Annotated in this window: 18 protein-coding genes; 9 read left to right on the top strand and 9 right to left on the bottom strand. The window is 63.6% G+C overall.

Annotated features, from left to right (window positions below):
* Positions 1 to 108: 108 nt before the first annotated feature.
* Positions 109 to 1,377 carry a YhjD/YihY/BrkB family envelope integrity protein gene (locus AWB72_RS27500; RefSeq protein WP_040050244.1) on the top strand — a complete coding sequence of 423 codons (1,269 nt, stop codon included), beginning with the start codon at positions 109 to 111 and terminating at the stop codon, positions 1,375 to 1,377.
* Between the two features lie 321 nt (positions 1,378 to 1,698).
* Complete coding sequence (locus AWB72_RS27495; protein ID WP_040050243.1) at positions 1,699 to 2,895, top strand: porin; 1,197 nt, start codon at positions 1,699 to 1,701, stop codon at positions 2,893 to 2,895.
* A gap of 177 nt (positions 2,896 to 3,072) precedes the next feature.
* Here the strand turns inward: AWB72_RS27495 and AWB72_RS27490 are convergent, their stop codons facing one another.
* Positions 3,073 to 3,945, bottom strand: a complete 873-nt coding sequence (locus AWB72_RS27490; RefSeq protein WP_040050242.1) for a proteasome-type protease — start codon at positions 3,943 to 3,945, stop codon at positions 3,073 to 3,075.
* 182 nt (positions 3,946 to 4,127) lie between these two features.
* On the opposite strand from AWB72_RS27490, the gene AWB72_RS27485 reads away from it, so the two are divergent.
* Positions 4,128 to 5,684: a 3'-5' exonuclease family protein gene (locus AWB72_RS27485; RefSeq protein WP_244285779.1), complete on the top strand. Its 1,557-nt coding sequence runs from the start codon at positions 4,128 to 4,130 to the stop codon at positions 5,682 to 5,684.
* On the opposite strand, the gene AWB72_RS27480 is transcribed toward AWB72_RS27485, so the two are convergent.
* A complete protein-coding gene (locus tag AWB72_RS27480; protein WP_040050240.1) occupies positions 5,681 to 6,424 on the bottom strand; it encodes an SDR family oxidoreductase in 744 nt (247 codons plus the stop codon). The two genes, AWB72_RS27485 and AWB72_RS27480, sit on opposite strands and share 4 nt — an antisense overlap.
* 143 nt (positions 6,425 to 6,567) lie before the next feature.
* Between AWB72_RS27480 and AWB72_RS27475 the strand changes: the two genes are divergently transcribed.
* Positions 6,568 to 7,458, top strand: coding sequence for a LysR family transcriptional regulator (locus AWB72_RS27475; RefSeq protein ID WP_040050239.1), 891 nt, complete (start codon positions 6,568 to 6,570; stop codon positions 7,456 to 7,458).
* 113 nt (positions 7,459 to 7,571) lie between these two features.
* On the opposite strand, the gene AWB72_RS27470 is transcribed toward AWB72_RS27475, so the two are convergent.
* The 3 genes from AWB72_RS27470 to AWB72_RS27460 form a co-directional block, all read right to left on the bottom strand.
* Entirely contained in the window at positions 7,572 to 8,039 is a 468-nt protein-coding gene (locus tag AWB72_RS27470; protein WP_040050238.1) for an HU family DNA-binding protein, read from the bottom strand.
* A 206-nt stretch (positions 8,040 to 8,245) separates the two neighbouring features.
* Positions 8,246 to 9,004, bottom strand: coding sequence for an endonuclease/exonuclease/phosphatase family protein (locus tag AWB72_RS27465; protein WP_040050237.1), 759 nt, complete (start codon positions 9,002 to 9,004; stop codon positions 8,246 to 8,248).
* Entirely contained in the window at positions 9,001 to 11,301 is a 2,301-nt protein-coding gene (locus AWB72_RS27460) for a VTT domain-containing protein (RefSeq protein ID WP_040050257.1), read from the bottom strand. Before AWB72_RS27460 ends, AWB72_RS27465 begins: the two co-directional genes overlap by 4 nt.
* Before the next feature lie 233 nt (positions 11,302 to 11,534).
* Here AWB72_RS27460 and AWB72_RS27455 point away from each other — a divergent pair, with 233 nt between their 5' ends.
* From AWB72_RS27455 to AWB72_RS27440, 4 genes are all read left to right on the top strand, one after another.
* A complete protein-coding gene (locus tag AWB72_RS27455) occupies positions 11,535 to 12,563 on the top strand; it encodes an aldo/keto reductase (RefSeq protein WP_040050236.1) in 1,029 nt (342 codons plus the stop codon).
* Between the two features lie 143 nt (positions 12,564 to 12,706).
* On the top strand, positions 12,707 to 13,321 hold the full coding sequence (locus AWB72_RS27450) for a LysE family translocator (protein ID WP_040050235.1): 615 nt from the start codon (positions 12,707 to 12,709) through the stop codon (positions 13,319 to 13,321).
* A 290-nt stretch (positions 13,322 to 13,611) separates the two neighbouring features.
* Positions 13,612 to 13,782 (top strand): hypothetical protein, encoded by a 171-nt coding sequence (locus tag AWB72_RS29015; RefSeq protein ID WP_159459414.1) that lies wholly within the window; start codon positions 13,612 to 13,614, stop codon positions 13,780 to 13,782.
* Positions 13,783 to 14,027: 245 nt separating this feature from the next.
* Entirely contained in the window at positions 14,028 to 14,189 is a 162-nt protein-coding gene (locus AWB72_RS27440) for a DUF1328 domain-containing protein (protein WP_035967564.1), read from the top strand.
* 84 nt (positions 14,190 to 14,273) lie between these two features.
* Here the strand turns inward: AWB72_RS27440 and AWB72_RS27435 are convergent, their stop codons facing one another.
* Entirely contained in the window at positions 14,274 to 15,404 is a 1,131-nt protein-coding gene (locus AWB72_RS27435) for an MBL fold metallo-hydrolase (RefSeq protein ID WP_052449847.1), read from the bottom strand.
* 242 nt (positions 15,405 to 15,646) lie between these two features.
* Here AWB72_RS27435 and AWB72_RS27430 point away from each other — a divergent pair, with 242 nt between their 5' ends.
* Positions 15,647 to 15,982 (top strand): hypothetical protein, encoded by a 336-nt coding sequence (locus tag AWB72_RS27430; protein WP_040050233.1) that lies wholly within the window; start codon positions 15,647 to 15,649, stop codon positions 15,980 to 15,982.
* Between the two features lie 3 nt (positions 15,983 to 15,985).
* Here the strand turns inward: AWB72_RS27430 and AWB72_RS27425 are convergent, their stop codons facing one another.
* From AWB72_RS27425 to AWB72_RS27415, 3 genes are all read right to left on the bottom strand, one after another.
* Positions 15,986 to 17,770: an IlvD/Edd family dehydratase gene (locus AWB72_RS27425; protein WP_040050232.1), complete on the bottom strand. Its 1,785-nt coding sequence runs from the start codon at positions 17,768 to 17,770 to the stop codon at positions 15,986 to 15,988.
* Positions 17,771 to 17,876: 106 nt separating this feature from the next.
* On the bottom strand, positions 17,877 to 18,875 hold the full coding sequence (locus tag AWB72_RS27420; protein WP_040050231.1) for a LacI family DNA-binding transcriptional regulator: 999 nt from the start codon (positions 18,873 to 18,875) through the stop codon (positions 17,877 to 17,879).
* 47 nt (positions 18,876 to 18,922) lie between these two features.
* Positions 18,923 to 19,591 carry an SEN1982 family lipoprotein gene (locus AWB72_RS27415; RefSeq protein WP_040050230.1) on the bottom strand — a complete coding sequence of 223 codons (669 nt, stop codon included), beginning with the start codon at positions 19,589 to 19,591 and terminating at the stop codon, positions 18,923 to 18,925.
* Positions 19,592 to 19,808: the final 217 nt, after the last annotated feature.

Here is a 19,808-nt window from a genome sequence, read left to right as displayed (position 1 = left end):
GCCTCGCTTGGAACGGAATCTGCTCAATCGGTTGCATTTACCGCAGGCGAAGGCGTCGCGACGCCGGACTCTTGCAGATATTGATCCGATCGACCCGAGAGGACCGCGATGAGCTCCGTTTCCACGCAAAAACTAGAGGCAGCCGTCAAAAAGGACGCGTCGTGGGCGCTGAGCGCGCTCAAGCAGTTTTCCGAGAATCGCTGCGCCGCGATGGCCGCGAGCATCGCGTTCTACTCGGCTTTCTCGCTCGCGCCGACGCTCGTCATGGTCATCGCGGTCGCCGGCTGGGTGTTCGGCCCCGAAGCGGCGCGCGGGCAGTTGTTCCATCAGGTCAACGGGCTGATCGGCGATCAGGCGGCGGCGGGCGTGCAAAGCATCGTCGAGAACGCGCATCGCAGCGGCGGGACGGGGATCGCCGCGATCATCTCGTTCGTGCTGCTGGCGGTCGGCGCGTCGGCGACGTTTTCATCGCTCAATACGGCGCTCAATATTGTCTGGCCCATGACGGGCGAGCAGCGTTCGAGCGTCATGGCGCTGGTGCGCGTGCGGCTCGTGTCGTTCGGGCTCGTGCTGGGCGTCGCGTTTCTGCTGATCGTCTCGCTCGTGCTCGATACCGCGATCCAGGCCGTCGGCATGTGGCTGTGGGGCGAATCGCCGTTCGTGATCATCGGCGACATCGTGCAGCTGGTCGTCGGGCTTGCGATTCTGTCCGTCGCGTTCGGCGGCCTGCTCAAGTTTCTCCCCGATGCCCCCGTGCAATGGCGCGACGCGCTCGTCGGCGGACTCATCGCGGCGCTGCTGTTTTCGGCGGGCAAGAAGCTGTTCGCGTTCTATCTGACACATGCGGGCACGGCGAGCGCGTTCGGCGCGGCCGGATCGCTCGCCGTACTGCTCATGTGGCTCTACTTTTCGGCGGCGGTGCTCTTGCTCGGCGCGGAATTCTCGGCGGCGCGGGCGCGCATGCACGATCCGCGCGGGCCGGGCGGCGTGCAGACCGGCGGAAACGTGCCGCCGGGCAGCCGCGCGAAGATCGGGTCGATGCTGGCAGGCTCGACGCGCGTCGCCGTGCCGCAAGCCGCATTCGTCCCGGCCGATGCAGCTTCGCCTTCCATCGCTCCGTCCGCGGTCAGCGCGCGGCAACCGGTGCGCAGCAAGGCATCGACGGTGGCGCGGGCGATCGACCTGTCGCGCAAGATCGCGCGCGCGGAATCGACGGCCACGCGCGCAACAGCCATCGCGATGGTCGGCGCGGGCCGCAAGGCATCGAACGCAAACGCCGCCGTGAAACGCCATCCGTGGCGCGCGGTGCTCGTGGCGGCGAGCGCGGGCATGGCGGTCGCCATGCTGTCGAAGCGCGATTCGCCGCGCAGGGATTGAACGGCCGCTCGTTGCGCTGACGCCGTCACTTCGGGTCGAAAGCCGGCATCGCAACGCAGCCGTTTGTCGTCGAATTTGCGATTAATCGATGCGGGAAGAAGTACCGTAAATTCCCCGGGAAACTCCCTGCGGAACTTTAGGCGAAGCGGTCTGTCGCCTGAAATCCTCCTGCTGAATCGCCGGAGATCGTTTATAGGCGGGCTTCCGGCTACTGTGTGTGTTTTTCGAGACACTCTTATTTTTTCATTTTTTAAGTTACGAAACGTTGCGTTATTCTCTGCGCCGGTAACAACGATATTAATCATTCGCGTGGAGAATTCGATGAAACGATTCGCACTGACGTCCCTCTCGCTGGCCTTGCTCGGCGCAGCCGGCGCAGCACAGGCACAAACGAGCGTGACGCTGTATGGCGTGATCGATACGGGCCTGGCCTATGTGAGCCACGCCAACTCGACTGGCGATCACCTGTTCGGCATGGTCAACGGCACGCTGTCCGGCCCGCGCTGGGGCCTGAAGGGCCAGGAAGACCTGGGCGGCGGTCTGAAGGCGCTGTTCCAGTTGGAAAGCGGCTTCGATCCGGGCACGGGTCGTCTGAACCAGGGCGGCCGCGAATTCGGCCGTCAAGCGTTCGTCGGTTTGAGCGGCAACCAGTGGGGTACGGTCACGCTGGGTCGCCAATATGACCCGTCGGTCGACATGGTTCAGGGCCTCACGGCTGACAACTACTGGGGCGCAGCATTCGCAACGCCGGGCGACGTCGACAACTACGACAACAGCCTGCGCGTGAGCAACGCCGTCAAGTACGTTTCGCCGGTGTTCTCGGGCTTCCAGTTCGAAGGCATCTACGGCTTCAGCAACCTGGCGGGCACGACCGGCCAAGGCCAGACCTGGGGCGGCGCGGTCACGTATAACAATGGTCCGTTCGGCCTCGCCGGCAGCTACCTGTACGTGAACAACCCGAGCGCAGGCCGCACGCCCCTGACCGCTACGAACAGCGGCTGGAACAGCCCGTCGTCGGATTCGCTGTTCAACACCGTGATCAACCGCGGCTACTCGACGGCTCACGCCATCGGCATCGCTCGCGGCGCTGGCCAGTACGTGTTCGGCCCGTTCACGGTCGGCGCATCGTACAGCTTCGCGCAGTACAAGAACGACGGCAACTCGCTGTTCCAGGAACAAGAGAAGTTCAACGTCGGCAATGGCTACGTCAACTTCCAGTTGACGCCGGCTACGCTGCTGGGCCTCGGCTACACGTACACGCACGCAAGCGGCGATACGTCGGCGAACTACCACCAGGTCAGCCTGGGTGCCGACTACTCGCTGTCGAAGCGCACCGACGTCTATGCTGTCGGCGCTTACCAGCACGCAAGCGGCACGCAGCGCGACAACGTGACCAACGCATCGGGCGTCGTCGGTACGCGCACGGTCGGCGCAACGGCTTCGATCAGCGACTTCGGCTTCGACAGCGGCCGCAGCCACCAGGAACTGGTCCTCATCGGCCTGCGCCACAAGTTCTAATAACAACCGGCCGGCGTGGCACGCAAGTGCCGCGTCAGCGGACAAGCAGCATCTCGAACAGCCATCGGTTTCCGATGGCTGTTTTTTTGCTTTGCGATGAATGTTACGGAATCCTTATTGATTCGATGACGCCACTTCGCTTTGAATCACGAAGTGACTTCCGATTTCGACCCGCGCTCAGTCTTGCGGCGCGTTCCCCGCTGCGTCGACGTCCTGCGCGAGCGTCTGCGCAGGCGCGTCCGATCCGCCCGGCGGCAAATCGCCGATGACGAGCCGCGGCACCATCGCGCGCGACTCGCGGGGACGCAGCGGCACATCGGCGAGATCGGTCCACGACGGGTTCGGAATCTCGCCGAAAAGCTGCCTCAGACGCTCGCCCCAGGTGCGGTTGATCATCTGGTAGTACGCGCTGTTGTTGTCGAGCGTGGCGAAGCGCGTGACGCGCAGCGAGTCCTTTTCGTAGACCAGCAGATCGAGCGGCAGACCGACCGAGAGATTCGAACGCAGCGTGGAATCCATCGAAATGAGCGCGCATTTGGCGGCTTCGTCGAGCGGCGACGCGGGCGTGATCACGCGGTCGATGATCGGCTTGCCGTACTTCGATTCGCCGATCTGAAAATACGGCGACACGCGCGTCGATTCGATGAAATTGCCCGCCGCGTAAATCATGAACATGCGCGGGACTTGTCCGGCGATCTGTCCGCCGAGAATGAAGCTGCAATTGAAATCGACGCTGAATTCCGCGAGCGAAAGCGCGTCGCGCCGATGCACCTCGCGCACCGCATCGCCCACGATGCGCGCCGCTTCGGCCATGTTCGCGCAGCTATAGAGCGTCGGCGCGTCGGGGCTGGAAGGTTCGGCGAGCAGTTGCGTCACCGCTTGCGTCAGCGCGAGATTGCCGGCCGCGAGAAGCACGATCACGCGCTCTCCGGGCTGTTCGAAAACGGCCATCTTGCGAGCGGCGCTGACGTGGTCAACGCCGGCGTTGGTGCGCGTGTCCGACAGGAACACGAGGCCCTCGTCCACGCACATGCCCACGCAGTAAGTCATGTCGATATACCTGAAATCAAAAACCAAGCCGCCATTGTATAGATCACGCTCGCCCGTCGCAGCGCGCGCGCCGGATTTCCGGATTAACGGCAAGCACGGGCGTTCGCTTGAGAAATGCATGCCTTCGCGCTTTTCGCGCTAGACTCGGCGCTCATTCGCGTTTTATGTTGCCGCCGCCGTTCATGCAAGAAGATTCCCTCGCCGATGCCCTGCTCGCCGGTCTCGCGCGCCCGATCGTGTTCGTCGATCTGGAGACCACGGGCAGCGACGCCACCGCGGATCGCATCACCGAAATCGGCGTGGTGGAAGCGAGCACGGCAGGCATCGAGCGCTGGAGCGTGCTCGTCGATCCGGGCATGCCGGTGCCGCCGTTCGTCGCGCGCCTGACGGGCATCGACGACGCGATGCTGCGCGGACAGCCGAGCTTCGAATCGCTTGCGGCGGCGCTCGCGGAACGGCTCGACGGCAAGCTCTTCGTCGCGCATAACGCGCGCTTCGATTACGGCTTTCTGAAGAACGAATTCCGTCGGGCGGGCATCGCGTTTCGCGCGGATACGCTCTGCACGGTGCGGCTGTCGCGTGCGCTCTTTCCGTCGGTCGAGCGGCATGGCCTCGATGCGCTGATCGCGCGCCTGAATCTCGCGCCGCAAGGACGGCATCGCGCGCTCGCGGACGCGGATCTGCTCTGGCAGTTCTGGCAGAAGATTCACGAGCTTTACTCGCAGGAACTCGTCGATGCCGCCGTGAAGGCGCTCGTGAAGCGCGCGAGCCTGCCCGCCGCGCTGCCGGAAGGCGCGCTGGATGCGCTGCCGTCGTCGCCCGGCGTCTATCTCTTTCATGGCGACGACGACGTGCCGCTCTACGTCGGCAAGAGCATCAATCTGAAGCAGCGCGTGGGCGCGCATTTTTCGGGCGATCATCGGCTGGCGAAGGATCTGTCGATCTCGCAGGCGATACGGCGCATCGAATGCCGCGAGACGGTCGGCGAACTCGGCGCGCTGCTGCTCGAAGCGAAGCTCGTGAAGGACTTGCAGCCGGTACACAACCGGCTGCTGAAGCGCGCATCGGCGACGTGCGCGTGGCAATGGCTGCCCGGCGCGCCCGCGCCCACGCTTCTGCGTGCGAACAGGCGCGATCTGTCGCGCGAGCATCATGTCTTCGGCGTGTTCGCTTCGCGTGCGAAGGCGCATGCGTTCATGCGTCATCTCGCCGATGAACACAAGCTATGTCCCGCGACGCTCGGCATCGAGAAAGCGCCGCCGGGGCGCATGCGCGGCTGCTTCGGTTATCAGGTGCGGCGTTGTCTCGGCGCATGCGCGGGCGCGGAATCGTTCGCGGATCACGCATCGCGCGCGCTGGAGGCGCTCGAGCACGCGCGTGTCGTGCGCTGGCCTCATGACGGTCCCGTCGCCATCGCCGAGCGCGACGCGCACACGGGCCGCGAGGCGTGGCATGTGATCGATCGATGGTGCTATGTGGGAACGTGCGAGACGCGCGACGACATCGCCGCATTGCTCGCCGACGCGCCCGAACTGCGCCCTTTCGATGCCGACGTCTACGCGCTCATCGCGAAGCGTCTCGCGTCAGGACAGCTCGAATGGATCGCATGCGATGCGCGTCCTGCGTTCAATCTCGTCGTGCAGGAAGCGCCGGTTGTGGTCAGCGCGCCGCCTGCGAAGCGAGCAGCCGCGCGAAAGCACGCGAACACGAGCGCGGACCAGCTCGCACTGCTCGTCTAGGCGAGTCCGCCGTTCGCGCGCAATACCTGTCCGTTGACCCACGCACCATCCGCGCCGACGAGAAACGCTACCACTGACGCGATATCGTCGGGCTGCCCGAGGCGCTCGAGCGGCGGCATCTTCGAGAAGCTCGCGATCTGTTCGTCGGTCTTGCCGTCGAGAAAGAGCGACGTCGCCACCGGTCCCGGCGCGACCGCATTCACGGTGATATTGCGCCCGCGCAACTCCTTAGCGAACACATGCGTGAACGCTTCGACGGCGGCCTTCGTCGCGTTATAGATGGCATAGCCGGGCATGTTCAACGCGAGCGTCGTGCTCGAAAAGTTGACGATGCGCCCGCCCGCCTTCATCCGCGACGCCGCTTCACGCAGCGTGTTGAACGTGCCGCGCACGTTGATGCCGAAGGTCTGATCGTAGAGCGCGTCGCTCGTATCGGCGAGGGGCGCGGTCTTCAGCACGCCCGCGTTGTTGATGAGCGCATCGACTTTGCCGAGTTCGGCTTCGACGGTATCGAAGAGATGCCGAACATCGTCGGCGTTCGCGACGTCCGCCTTCACCGCGATGGCCGCGCCGCCCGACGCGCGCAGTTCTTCGACGAGCGCATCCGCTTCCTTCGCGCTCGATGCGTAATTGATCGCGACCGCGAAGCCTTCGCGCGCGAGCCGCCGCGCAATCGCCGCACCGATGCCGCGCGATGCACCGGTGACGATCGCCACACGCTTCGCTTGCCTCTGACTCATGACCTGCTCCTCAAACGTGGTTTGCCTGCGAAGCATCATGAATCATTCGCTTCCGGCGATCATCGTGCGCGGCTTAGTATCATCGTTCCAGTTGCTTCAACAATCGAACGCATTACGCCAACATCACGAAAAGCCCTTGAATCATGGATCGCTTTCAGGAAATGCAGGTCTTCGTGCGCATTGCGGAGCGGCATAGCTTCACGCAGGCCGCCGACGACTTGCAGATGCCGCGCGCCACCGTCACCAATCTGATGAAACGCATGGAAGAGCGACTCGGCGCGCGCCTGCTCGAACGCACGACGCGCACGGTGCGCCTCACGCACGATGGCGAAGCGCATTATCAGCGCTGCGTGCGCCTGATTCAGGACCTCGAAGAGGCCGAGGGATCGTTCCGGCATGCAGCGCCGAATGGATTGTTGCGCGTGAATCTGCAAGGCACGCTGGCGCGCTATTTCATCATGCCCGCGCTGCCCGCGTTTCTCGAACGTCATGCGCAAATCGAACTGCATATCGGCGAGGACGACAGGCTCGTCGATCTCGTGCGTGAAGGCGTGGATTGCGTGTTGCGCGCGGGCACGCTACAGGATTCGTCGATGATCGCGCGGCGCGTTGCGCTGCTCGAACAAGTGACGGTGGCGAGTCCGGCTTACATCGCGCGATACGGCATGCCTGCGGATCTCGAAGCGCTCGCCGCGTCGCATCGCGCGGTCGATTACATATCGAGCGCAACGGGCAGAGCCGCGCCGCTGGAGTTCGCGGTAAACGGCGGCATCGAATCGATCGAGCTTGCATCGACGATATCGGTTACCGGCGTCGAGCTCTATACGCAAGCGGCGCTCGCGGGACTCGGCATCGTTCAGGTTCCGCGTTATCACGTGAACGATGCACTCACCGATGGACGCCTGCAATGCGTGCTTCCCGCGCTGCCGCCGCCACCGATGCCCGTTTCGGTGCTTTATCCGCAGAGCCGTCAACTGTCGGCACGTGTGCGGGTTTTCGTGGACTGGGTAGCGTCAGTGTTCGAAAGCGCGTGATCTAAATAACGTGATGCAGCATCGGCTGCGATGCAACAAAGCAAAAGAGGCCGGCTTCCCCTTCAAGGGAAGCTGGCCTCTTCACGCATCCAGTCGTTAGACCGAGTTAGCGCTTAAGCCGCTGCGTCCTTCAGCTTCTTCAGCGCGCGTGCCTTGATGCGCACGCTAGCCGGCTTGGCCGGGAACCAGCGCTCTTCGCCGGTGAACGGGTCTTTGCCGAAGCGCTTCTTCTTCGCCGGGACGGCTTGCGCGGAGATCTTCAAGAGGCCCGACAGCGTGAATTCGCCAGCGCCCTTCTTGTGCACCGAACCGAGGATGGTGTCTTCCAGCGCGACCAGCACGGCCTTGACCGCCTTGACGTCCACGTCGGCGCGCTCTGCCAGATGCACGGCGAGCGATGCCTTCGTGAAGGTGTCCTTGATCGGCGACAGTGCGCCCGCGGTCTTCTTCACGGCGACGCTCTTGGTGGGTACTTTCTTCGCGGCAACCTTCGATGCTGCTTTCTTTGCCGGTGCAGCGGTCTTCACCGTGGCCTTCTTGGCCGTGGCTTTCTTGGCAGCGGTTTTTGCGGAAGTCGGCATGTTTCTCCTACCTGTTTTGGTCAGTGATATCGGAATACGTCAGCACCGATGCGTTCGTATCAACGCCGGATTCTACATAGCCCTGAAGCGTTCGTGCGAGTCTTTTGCGTTTTTATATCGCTTTTATAGGGGTTTTTCGTAGCGTGGCGCTGACACGCAAGCCGTTCGTCATGCATGGCATGCGTTTCGATGCATGCAAATGCGCTTCAAACGTGACGCGACGAACGGCGTGCGATGTGCGCGATCAGCGGATAGTGATCCGACGCGATGCGTGCAAGCGGCGTGCGATGCACATCGACACGCATGAGCCGTTCGCCCGGATGCACCCAGATTCGATCGAGCGCGAAGAGCGGCCAGCGCGTCGGAAACGTGCGCAACGCGCTCGCACGATGAAAGCGCGTGACGAGGCGCCGCAGCGTGCGGCCATAAACGAACCACTCGTTCAGATCGCCCAGCAGGATGACGGGAAGCGCGGGCGTATCGAAACTTTGCAGCACCTGATCCACCTGCGCGCGACGCTCGCTCGATGCGAGTCCCAGATGCGTCGCGACCACGCGCCATAGTTCGCCGCCGCAATCGATGTCCGCATCGAGCGCACCGCGCGGCTCGCGGCTTCGAAAAGAAAGATCGAGCGTGCGCACCGAGCGCACCGGATAACGCGTGAGCACCGCGTTGCCATAACGGCGCTCGGGTGTATCGAGCGTCGGGCCCGCGACGGCATGCAGTTCCGTCATGCGTTGCAACACGTCGAGCACATCGGGATGACCGTTGCCGCCGAGCGGCACTTCCTGCAGCGCGAAGATGTCCGCATCCATTTCGGCGAGCACGCCGGCAATGCGCTCCGGTGCGAACTTGCCGTCGATGCCCACCGCGCCGTGCACGTTGTACGTCGCGATGCGCAGTTCCTTCGCGCGCGTCGCGCTCATGTGTTCGATATCGATTCCGGCCTCGTGCATCAACGTCATGGGCTGACCTCGTCGTGATTGCGCGACGATGCGTCGTCGGCGGTATCGCGCTGCATGGCGCTTTGTTCGCGCAGCCGGCTCGCGCGTTGCGCTTCGTCGCTTGCGCGCGCCTTGTCGGCATCGCTCGGTGCGCCTTCGGGCACTTCGTCTTCGTGTTTGTCGCGGCGGCCGAGAAAGCGCTGCAGCAGTATCGACACGCCGATCAGCACCGCGCCGATGCCGATCAGCACCGCGAACGAGCCGATCGTCGGATGACGCAGCGACGCCACGAGTTGATGCGCGAACGCGACCGTCAGCAGAATGCCGGGGCCCATGCCGAGCAGCGTGCCGATCAGGAAATCGCGCATGCGCAGATGCGATGCACCGGCCACCAGATTCACGATGGCGAACGGCGCGACCGGCAACAGCCGCAACACGACGACCGCGACGATGCCGCGCCGCGCCACGCGTTCCGAAAGCCGGTTCACGCGCGCGCCCGCGAGCTTGCGCACCGCATCGCGGCCGAGCCACTGCCCGAGCAAGTACGACACGGAAGCCGCGATGATCGTGCCCGCGAACGCGTATGCGCTGCCCCATCCCGCGCCGAACACGAGACCCGTCGTTGCGATCAGCAGCGTGATCGGCACGGCGATCACGGCCGCCGCGACATAGCAGAGCAGGATCCATAGCGGCGCGAGCGGCAGCGCGTCGATGCGGCGCGTCGCGTTGGTGAGGGACTTCAGGTTCACGTATTCGCCGAGCGGCGTCCAGTGCCATGCAGCGGCCACGCCGACGATCAAGAGCGCGAGCACGCCGAGCAGCGCGAAGCGGCCGATCAGCGGACGCGTCTTTTCCGCAGGCACGAATTGATCGACGAGTTCATCGGCGGCAATGGGCGTTTCGGGATCGACGAGCGCTTCGGGCGGAATGAGCTGATCGAGTTCGCGCGACACTTCGGGATCGAGCGGCACCAGCGTGCGATGTTCATTGCGATCGCGCGATAGCGCCTGAATCGTGGCGTTGAGACTGCCGCGCGCTTCGCGCTCGCGCACGACGTCAGCGACCTGACAGCCGAGATGTTCGGCGAGCAGCGTGTCGCGCATCGTGGCGATCGCGCTGCGCAGGCGCTTGTCCGCGCCGGCATCGATCGATACGTTGCACTCGCTGTCGAGCACCATCGACCGATTGTTCAGATTCGCGGAACCGACGATCAGCAATTCGTCATCGACGATCATCAGCTTGCTATGCACGTTGACGATCTGATCGCCCAGGTTGGGCACGGTCGGGCACAGCAGCCGGTAGCGTCCATGACGGTCCGCGCTTTTCAGAAGCTTGTGCAGGCGCGCGCGCAGCACGCCCATTGTCACTTCCTGCAGCCATCCGCTCTGATTGCGCGGCGCGACGATCGCGATGTCGGGGCCGTCTTCGCGCTCGAGCGATTCGGAAAGCGCCGCGCCGATGGTGCCCGACGTGAAGTACTGGTTCTCGATGTAAATGCTGCGCCGCGCGCGCGCGATGGCGTCGAGATACTGCGTGCGAATCTGCTGCACGGCGGGGCGGCCCATATACGCGGGTTCGGTAAGCGAAATAGCGAGCTGCACGTCTTCGATATCGACGGCGCGCGAAGGCGGCCACGGATCGTCTTGCAGCGCCACGCGATGCGCGCGAATCGCGAGCCGCCTGCCGCATGCGCGCGCCCATCGTTCACGCGCGAGCTGGCCGATTTCGCGCGCGGCCTCGCCGTCGAACATCGTGTGGACATCGTGAAACGGCTGGTATTTCGCGCCGTTCGCATCGCGTCGATGCGGGTCGTCGGGCGAATGCGCCGGCGTGTCCCAGCGCGAGCGCGTCAGATCGAGACCGCCGACGAACGCGAGCCGGTCGTCGATCACGACGATCTTCTGATGCTGCGAGCCGCCCGTCGGATGCTTGCCGTCCATTTGAAACGCGATACGCCGATGCGTGCGCCAGCCCATCTTGTAGACCGGCAGCCATTCGCGTTCGAACGCGTAGAGCATCGCGAAGTCCCACGCGAGAATGTAGATGCGCAAGCGGCGCTTTTCAGCGGCGATCGCGTGCAGGAAGTCGCCGAGCGCGTCCGGATAGCCGTCGTCCGATCCTTCGGGCGTGAGCTTCATGCGGCTGTCGATATCCCAGCCGAGAATAAAGACGGTGCGCTCCGCGCGCGTGATCGCCTCGCGCAGCACGCGAAAATAATCGGCGCCGTCGATCAGCAGGCTGAAGCGATCCGCATGACGCACGCTCGCGCAGTTGCGCGCCGGCTCGAAGAAAGATTCGTCGCGTTTCTCCGATGTCATCGCATTCGCGCGGGAATCGCGCAGGGGAATGTCGTTCAAGCGCTCTCCGTCATGCATGCGTGGATGTCGCGCGTTCGCCGCGACCTATGCGTCAGCATTTTGCAAGCAGCGTGCCCGCGATGCCGCGCATTCTGCGTTCCCTGCACGCGTCAGGCCGTTGCGGTAGTCTCGTCATCGCATATCACGCGCGTCATGCTTCGATAACCGTAGTTCGACTATTCAGAGGACATGCGATGGAATATCGACATCTGGGTGCTTCCGGCTTCAAGGTGCCTGTGCTGAGCTTCGGCACCGGCACGTTCGGCGGGAAGGGCGAATTCTTTCAGGCGTGGGGCGAGACGGATGTGAGTGAAGCGCGTCAGCTCATCGACATCTGTCTCGATGCGGGCGTCACCATGTTCGATACCGCCGACATCTATTCACGCGGCGCATCGGAATCCATCCTCGGCGAAGCGCTGAAGGGCCGGCGCGACAAGGTCATCGTCTCGACGAAAGCCACCTTTCGTTTCGATGCGGACGAGCCTAACAGTGTCGGCTCTTCGCGCTTTCATCTCATCAACGCGGTCAACGACGCATTGAAGCGCCTGCAGACCGATTACATCGATCTGTTCCAGCTTCATGGATTCGATGCGAAAACGCCCGTCGAAGAAACGCTCTCCACGCTCGACGACCTCGTGCGCGCGGGCAAGATCCGCTATACGGGCGTGTCCAATTTCTCGGGCTGGCATCTGCAGAAATCGCTCGATGTCGCGGACCGCTACGGTTATCCGCGCTATGTCGCGAATCAGACGTATTACTCGCTGATCGGCCGCGACTACGAGTGGGAACTGATGCCGCTCGGAATCGATCAGGGCGTCGGTGCCGTCATCTGGAGTCCGCTCGGATGGGGACGCCTCACGGGCAAGATTCGGCGCGGCCAGCCGCTGCCCGAGTCGAGCCGTCTGCATAAAACCGCCGACATGGGTCCGCCCGTGCCCGACGAGTATCTGTATCGCGTGGTCGATGCGCTCGACGCCATCGCGGCGGAGACCGGCAAGACCGTGCCGCAAATCGCGTTGAACTGGCTGCTGCAGCGTCCGACCGTCGCGACCGTGCTGATCGGCGCGCGTAACGAAGAGCAGCTGCGGCAGAACCTTGGCGCCGTCGGCTGGAATCTGACGCCGGAGCAAGTGAAGAAGCTCGATGAGGCCAGCAAGGTGCGACCGGCCTACCCGTACTGGCATCAGGAAGGGTTTTCGGAGAGAAATCCGTTTCCGGTGTGATGCGTCGCGCGGCGCGCGCTTCCGCTTCAGACGGCACAGAAGCGCGCGCGCCGTACCGGAATTCATGTCTCGAGGTGTACCGGTACTGTACAGATGCGAGCGCTTAAACTGGCCGGAATCGATTCAACTTGCCAAACCGCGCCATGCCATCCGAACTGCTCAACGCCCTGCCCGCCGCCGCGCTTTTCGTGCTCGTGACGAGCATCACGCCCGGCCCCAATAACACGATGCTGCTCGCCTCGGGCGTCAACTTCGGACTCAAGCGCACGGTGCCGCATGTGCTCGGCATCAGCGCGGGCGTCGCGCTCCTGATGCTCGCGGTGGGCCTCGGACTCGCGCAGGCCTTCGATCGTTTTCCGTGGCTCTATACCGTGCTCGAAACGCTGAGCGTGATGTATCTGCTTTACCTCGCGTGGAAGATCGGCACGTCGTCGTCCGTGCAGATGCGCGACGGCGAGCGCCGGCCCATGCGCTTTTATGAAGCGGTTGCGTTTCAGTGGGTGAATCCGAAAGCCTGGATGATGGTGCTCACCGCCGCAACCACCATCCACCTGCACGCGAGCCTTTCGCTCAACGCGGCGCTGATGGCCGTGGTGTTCGTCGTGATCGGGATGCCGTGCATCGTCGCCTGGGCGGCGTTCGGCATGTCGCTGCGGCGCTTTCTCGCGCGGCCGCGACTGTTGCGCGCGTTCAACATCACGATGGCCGCGCTGCTCGTGCTGTCGCTCTATCCCATCGTCGCGCATTTCCTTGCATAGCTGGAACGTGGATCGCTGAGTCGATAAAGCACTTTGCCCCGCTGTGGGACCCGTGCATACTTGGCTTACGCGCCGGCCACGCAAAAAGTGCCTTCCCGCTTGCAAGAATGGGACGGCAATTCAGCACTCTCCGCTTTTTGCGTTGAACGCTGCTGTCATGATCGACTCTCAGCGTATGCCGCGTCGAATATCCTTCGAGGCGGTTTCATCATCCGGTGTGTATAAGCCTTTTCGTTCCCCGGTTCGCGCCGGTTTCGGCGCGGCTTTGCAATCTGTTCAAGGAGTACGCCATGTCTGGAGCCAACCGCCCGTCCGGTCCCGCCACGCGCAAATCCCTCGAGTTAGCCGATCAAATAGAGCGCGATGAACTGAAGAGCCATCTGATGGATGCGCAAAACAGCGTCGAGGACGACGAAGACGAGGACGACGAAACCGACTCCGATCGCACGCTAAGCCGCTAGACACGACACCGCAACCGCGCGCCTCGCAGCGCGCAACTGACGCCGCAAAGCCTATTTTTAAGGGCTTGCGGCGTTTTTGCTTTGGATGCTCGAAAAGCGATACGCCGCGTTGGGCACACGCGTTGCTTTGTCCCTTCGTACCGCGCCAACTTGAATAAAAGCGCGGCACGACCGATGAGCGAAGGCGGCGACGGTGTCTGTCCGCATGCGAATCGAACCACCAACCGATCCTCGTGGGAGGCTTCATGCTCCGTTACGCTGTCATATTTTTCATCATCGCGCTCATCGCGGCCTTTTTCGGCTTCGGCGGGATTGCGACGGGCGCGGCGGAAATCGCCAAGATCCTGTTCTTCATCTTCATCGTGATCTTCCTTGCAACGTTGTTGCTCGGCGTGTTCAGGCGATGACGCTGATTGCCTTGCACGTGCTGCAATGAATCACGCGCGGACCTGGCAGTCCGCGCGTTTTTCTTTGTCATGACGGTTTGGCCACTAGTTTTCAGGCGTATTCAGACGGATCGTTTCGCCGTGTTCGAGCACCGTGAACGCATCGGCGGGTAGGCCGGCATGACGAACGGCATCGGCGAGACGGCGCGGCGGTTCGTCGAGCGCTTCGTCCGTCAACTCGAAAGTGCCCCAGTGAATGCCGATCGCTTTCTTCGCATGCAGATCCTCGAATATGCGCACGGCTTCTTCGGGATCGACATGCTGCGCGTGCATGAACCAGCGCGGATCGTAAGCGCCGATAGGAATCAGCGCGAGATCGAAGCCGCCGAAGCGCGCGCCGATGTTGCGGAAATCCGGTGAATAGCCGGTGTCGCCGGCAAAGAACAATGAATAGGCATGCGCGGCGTCCTTGCGCGTCTTCACGACCCAACTGCCCCACAGCGTCTTCGCGCGATCGAACGGCGTGCGCGCCGACCAATGCTGCGCCGGCGCGAACCAGATATCGAGACCGGCGGCACGCGTTTCATCGCCCCAGTCGAATTCCTCCGCGTTCGTCACGCCGATGCCCGTCATCCACGCCTTCACGCCCAGTGGCACGAGAAAGCGCGGCGGACCGCCTGGCTGCCGGTTGAGCGCTTCGATGCTCGGCTTGTCGAGATGATCGTAATGATTGTGCGAGATCAGCACGACATCGATATGCGGCAATTGATCGAGCGTCATGCCGGGCGGCGTCTTGCGCTTCGGCCCGGCGAACGAGAATGGCGACGCGCGTTCGGAGAACACGGGATCGGTGAGGATATTGACGCCGTCGATCTGCACGAGTGCGCTGGCGTGACCGATCCACGTGAGCGTATCGACGGTGCGATTTGCTTTCAGGAACGCGACATCGGGATGCGCCATCGGAAAGCGATAGCCGTTCGCCGGCGGCTTCGGCAAGCCCTGCGTGATGCGTTCCCATTGCCATTTCAGGAAGGACGCGCGCGGCAGATCGCCATAGTTGTTCTCGAAACCCGCCGACGTGTGCCTCGCATGATGCAGCGGCTGCGGCTCGCCCGATGCGTACCGGCGCGGCTCCTCGTTGTGTGAAGAGGATCCATAGAGCAGCGCGAGCGCGCACAGCGCGACGCACGCATTTCGCGACGGGCTATCGGTAGCTTCAACACGGCGTTGGCGCATGAGCGTGACACACCCTAACGTTCCTTCATACGACATGTAGAAAAGGACGCCATTCAGTATCACGATGTGTAGCCCGGCGCCGCCGCAGACGTGCTGCTGGCAAGGCGCCGCAGCAATTTGCGCACCTTCGGCCCGCTTTTTGCGTTATCCGGGCGACGCCGCAACAAGGCGGCGATCGAAATAACCAACGGCGGCGCGCGTCTTGAAGACGCGGCACGCCGGCATCGACCACGGGGGGCCTCATGGCCGGCAGCCGATTCAGAAGTCACGCATCGCGCACGTTCAATCCGCATTTGCATCCGATGCACGCGATGCTCGTTTCGCGCACCGCATCGCATGTGGCGAGCGCGTTCACCACACATGGACGCGACGAGGCGCTTGCGGAAGGCATCGCCGATGTCATCGCGCATTGCGGACACGAGGGACTCGGTCTCTTTCTCGCCGCCGTGTGGCATTGGCTCGACGAGCGCCGCTATTTCGACGCCGCCGATGCCGTGCAGCATCACATCGAAAGCGGCACCATGCCGACGCTCAAAACGACGCCGCGCATCGCGCCGCGCCGCGATGCGCGCGTGTGACGCTCAGTGCGAATGACGCGGATTGCCGCGCGTCTCGATGACCTTCAGATAGAGCGTCGCGGGTTCGAGGCATCCGCCGGTCGATAGCTGTCCGACCGTCTGCCGATACAGCTCTTGCCAAGGCGTCTGCGCAGCGGGCGCCGCGAACGCAGCCTGATCGCGGCGGCTTGCGAGTTCGCTTTCGTCGAGCAGCACGTCGACCGAGCGCGCGTTCAGATCGACGCGAATGCGGTCATTCGTGCGCAGCAGCGCGAGGCCGCCGCCGACCGCGGCTTCCGGCGACATGTTCAGAATCGACGGACTCGCGGACGTGCCGCTTTGCCGGCCATCGCCCATGCAGGGCAGCGAATCGACGCCGCGCTTGATCAGTTCCGCCGGCGGCGCCATGTTCACCACTTCCGCGCTGCCCGGATAACCGACCGTGCCGCAACCGCGAATCACGAGAATGCAATGCTCGTCGATTTCGAGCGCGGGATCGTTGATGCGGTCGTGATAATCCTCGGGGCCATTGAACACAATGGCGCGCGCTTCGAACACGTTTTCCGCGCCCGGCTCGCTGAGATAGGTCTTCGTGAAGGCTTCGCCCACGACCGACATCTTCATGATCGCGCTGTCGAAGAAATTGCCCGACAGCACCATGAAGCCCGCGCCGTGCTTCAGCGGATCGTCGGCGGTGCGGATCACGTCGCGATCGGCGACGGCTGCTTCGTCGGCAATTTCGCCGATCGTGCGGCCCGAGACCGTGTGGCAATCGCGGTGCAGCAGACCAGCTGCATCGAGTTCGCGCAGCACGGCCGGCACCCCGCCCGCGCGATGGAAACTCTCGCCGAGATATTCGCCCGCCGGCATGCAGTTCACGATGAGCGGCACCTGCTCACCGTCGCGCTGCCAATCCTCCAGACTCAATTCGATACCCATATGCCGCGCGATCGCGATCAAATGCGGCGGGCAATTCGTCGATGCACCCAACGCCGACGCCACCACGATCGCATTACGGAACGCATCGCGCGTCATGATCTTCGACGGACGCAAGTCCTCGCGCACCATATCGACGATGCGCTTGCCCGTTGCATACGCCATCTGCCCGCGCTCGCGATACGCGGCCGGAATGCTCGCGCACGTCGGCAGCGACATGCCGAGCGCTTCGGCGAGGCTGTTCATCGAGAGCGCGGTGCCCATCGTGTTGCAATGTCCGATCGACGGCGACGATGCGGTCGTCAGTCGCATGAAGCCTTCGTAATCGATCTCGCCCGCCGCGAGCAGATTGCGCGCGTGCCAGATGACCGTGCCGGAGCCGACGCGTTTGCCTTCATACCATCCGTCGAGCATCGGGCCGCCGGACAGCACGATGGCGGGCATATCGACCGTGCCCGCAGCCATCAGGCACGCGGGCGTGGTCTTGTCGCAGCCGGTCGTGAGCACGACGCCATCGAGCGGAAAGCCGTGCAGGATCTCGACGAGCCCGAGGTACGCGAGATTGCGATCCAGCGCGGCGGTCGGGCGGCGGCTCTGCTCCGCGAGCGGATGCACGGGAAACTCCATCGGAATGCCGCCGGCATCGCGGATACCGGCCTTGGTGCGCGCGGCCAGCTCGATGTGATGCCGATTACACGGCGCGAGATCGCTGCCCGTCTGCGCAATGCCGATGATCGGCCGGCCCGACTGCAGCTCTTCGCGCGTGAGGCCGTAGTTCATGAAGCGCTCGACATAGAGCGCGGTCATGTCGGCATGCGAAGGATCGTCGAACCATTCCTGGCTGCGCAGACGGCGGGGGGTTTGCTGGGACATGTCTCTCTCCGTGGGGATTGCTCATGCGACGCAAGGCCTGTTGACGCGCCTGCGTTACCGGTAACATTTCGTGCATGGTAGCACGCAAATTCCGGCACCCGCTGACTTATGCGCTCTCGCGCGTGACCACTTCGTAATCGACGCGGATGCGCTTGCCCGCGTGCCGCACGACGCCCTGCTCGTACGCTTCGAGCGCGGCCAGCAAGGCCGCGCCGGTACGCAGGCCGATGCCGTATGCGTCGACGGAAATCGTCGTGATCGACGGCATGCAGCAGGCGGCCACTTCGAAGTTGCCGAAGCCCGCGACCGCGATGTCGTCCGGCACCTTGATCCCGCGCCGATGACATTCCATTATCGCGCCGAAAGCGGACATGTCGCTCACGCACATCACCGCTTGCGTGTCGGGCCAGGCTTCGAGCAGCGCGGCCATCGCGGGGCCGCCATGACTCATCGTGATCGGTGAATCGCCCAGACGAATGACGCGCCCGGCATCGAGCCCGAGCGCTTTCATCTCCATGCGAAAACCCTTCAGACGATCGAGGCCGCGCCGGTCCAGCTCGCTTGCACCGCCAATGAAGCCGATGCGCTGGTGGCCGCGCCCCGCGAGATAGCGCACCATCTCGCGCGCCGCGTTGACGTTGGAGAAACCGACGGCGGCGTCGATCGGATCGGACGGGAAGTCCCACATCTCGACGACCGGCACGCCCGCGCGGCGCAACAGGGTGCGCGTCGCTTCCGTGTGACGCGATCCCGTTAGCGCTATGCAGCGCGGCTGGTGGCGCAGCATCGAGCGCACGAGGTTTTCCTCGCGGTCGAGGTGATAGTCGGTGTCACCGATGAGCAGTTGCAGCCCGTGCGGTTCGAGGGCTGCGGACAGACCGCGAACGGTGTCGGAAAAGTTGGAGCTTGCGAGCGACGGCACGAGCACCGCGACGAATTCGGAGCGCCCGGACGACAGCGCGCCGGCGGCGGCATCGGCCACATAACCGAGTTCATCGATGGCTTGCTGCACGCGCTCGCGCGTCGCCGGTGCAACGCTGTGGCCGGCGAGCACGCGCGATACGGTCATCTTCGAGACGCCGGCGAGCCGCGCGACATCCGACATGCGCGGCGGGCCGGAAGAGAGATCGTCGAAAGAAACGGACACGTGCCTCAATCCACCCTGGCCCAGCCGTCGGGCCGCTGTTCGAGCGTGACGTGCAGCTTCGTTTCGCCGGCTTCGCGATCGGCGGCGACCAGGTCGGTGAACGCGCGCTTGATGTCGCGATCGTCGGCCCACGGCGCCACGTTGTCGAGCTTATACGTGTAAGTCACGTCCGTGCGATGCGCGTTCGGATCCGGCTCCGTCCAGCCGACCACCTTGTCGAGCTTGACGTGCGCATAGCAGAGCATCCAGACGCGGGAATCGGCGGTGGCGTTGGGATCGCCCGCCTGCCGAACGGTCTCGACCGCGTACTTCTGACCTTCGCCCGTCAGGCTATACGCGACGGCGTTCTGCTGCGTGCTGGTGTTCGCGTTAGCGCTAGCGGTTGCGTTGTTCGGCGTGGCTGCGGCCCGCGCGATCAGACCGCTCTTCTCGAGCGCCGCCAGTTGCTCGCGCAATGCCGCGGCCGAGTATTCATTGAGGTCGCGCGCCGAATATGTCGATGGAAATGTGAAAGGACCGCGTCCGCTGCGATTGAGGCATAGCAGACCGCGATTGGTTTTCATGTCGGCGGTGATAGCGTCGCCCAGGCTGGACTCGCTCGCATCGTTCTTCTTGCCACAAGCCGTCGCCAGCAACGCGACGCTGACAGCGGCAATCAACAGGCTCGTTCTCATGTGCGCTCCGATGGGGTCGGCATTGCGCCATTTTACCGACAGAATGGTCCCGTCCGGATGCTGCTTGTGCTGAGATATGGGCTGATTTCGCCGGCCCAAACGCAAAAACCCCACCTTTGCGGGGTGGGGTTTTTGTTTATTGCATGAGGAGCCTGACGATTACCTACTTTCACACGGGCAATCCGCACTATCATCGGCGTGGAGTCGTTTCACGGTC

The organism is Caballeronia concitans (assembly GCF_001544615.1).
Taxonomy (GTDB): Bacteria; Pseudomonadota; Gammaproteobacteria; order Burkholderiales; family Burkholderiaceae; genus Caballeronia; species Caballeronia concitans.
Note: the sequence above shows the minus strand (reverse complement) of the source record. Positions and strands in the feature narration are given on the sequence as shown.

What these genes read in the sequence shown, in the direction of transcription:
- AWB72_RS27460 (WP_040050257.1), bottom strand. Translation starts at nt 11,301, where the DNA reads ATGACATCGGAGAAACGCGACGAATCTTTCTTCGAGCCGGCGCGCAAC.
- AWB72_RS27470 (WP_040050238.1), bottom strand. Translation starts at nt 8,039, where the DNA reads ATGCCGACTTCCGCAAAAACCGCTGCCAAGAAAGCCACGGCCAAGAAG.
- AWB72_RS27475 (WP_040050239.1), top strand. Translation starts at nt 6,568, where the DNA reads ATGGATCGCTTTCAGGAAATGCAGGTCTTCGTGCGCATTGCGGAGCGG.
- AWB72_RS27440 (WP_035967564.1), top strand. Translation starts at nt 14,028, where the DNA reads ATGCTCCGTTACGCTGTCATATTTTTCATCATCGCGCTCATCGCGGCC.
- AWB72_RS27490 (WP_040050242.1), bottom strand. Translation starts at nt 3,945, where the DNA reads ATGACTTACTGCGTGGGCATGTGCGTGGACGAGGGCCTCGTGTTCCTG.
- AWB72_RS27415 (WP_040050230.1), bottom strand. Translation starts at nt 19,591, where the DNA reads ATGAGAACGAGCCTGTTGATTGCCGCTGTCAGCGTCGCGTTGCTGGCG.
- AWB72_RS27435 (WP_052449847.1), bottom strand. Translation starts at nt 15,404, where the DNA reads ATGCGCCAACGCCGTGTTGAAGCTACCGATAGCCCGTCGCGAAATGCG.
- AWB72_RS27495 (WP_040050243.1), top strand. Translation starts at nt 1,699, where the DNA reads ATGAAACGATTCGCACTGACGTCCCTCTCGCTGGCCTTGCTCGGCGCA.
- AWB72_RS27450 (WP_040050235.1), top strand. Translation starts at nt 12,707, where the DNA reads ATGCCATCCGAACTGCTCAACGCCCTGCCCGCCGCCGCGCTTTTCGTG.
- AWB72_RS27485 (WP_244285779.1), top strand. Translation starts at nt 4,128, where the DNA reads ATGCAAGAAGATTCCCTCGCCGATGCCCTGCTCGCCGGTCTCGCGCGC.
- AWB72_RS27500 (WP_040050244.1), top strand. Translation starts at nt 109, where the DNA reads ATGAGCTCCGTTTCCACGCAAAAACTAGAGGCAGCCGTCAAAAAGGAC.
- AWB72_RS27420 (WP_040050231.1), bottom strand. Translation starts at nt 18,875, where the DNA reads ATGTCGGATGTCGCGCGGCTCGCCGGCGTCTCGAAGATGACCGTATCG.
- AWB72_RS27425 (WP_040050232.1), bottom strand. Translation starts at nt 17,770, where the DNA reads ATGTCCCAGCAAACCCCCCGCCGTCTGCGCAGCCAGGAATGGTTCGAC.
- AWB72_RS29015 (WP_159459414.1), top strand. Translation starts at nt 13,612, where the DNA reads ATGTCTGGAGCCAACCGCCCGTCCGGTCCCGCCACGCGCAAATCCCTC.
- AWB72_RS27480 (WP_040050240.1), bottom strand. Translation starts at nt 6,424, where the DNA reads ATGAGTCAGAGGCAAGCGAAGCGTGTGGCGATCGTCACCGGTGCATCG.
- AWB72_RS27465 (WP_040050237.1), bottom strand. Translation starts at nt 9,004, where the DNA reads ATGACGTTGATGCACGAGGCCGGAATCGATATCGAACACATGAGCGCG.
- AWB72_RS27430 (WP_040050233.1), top strand. Translation starts at nt 15,647, where the DNA reads ATGGCCGGCAGCCGATTCAGAAGTCACGCATCGCGCACGTTCAATCCG.
- AWB72_RS27455 (WP_040050236.1), top strand. Translation starts at nt 11,535, where the DNA reads ATGGAATATCGACATCTGGGTGCTTCCGGCTTCAAGGTGCCTGTGCTG.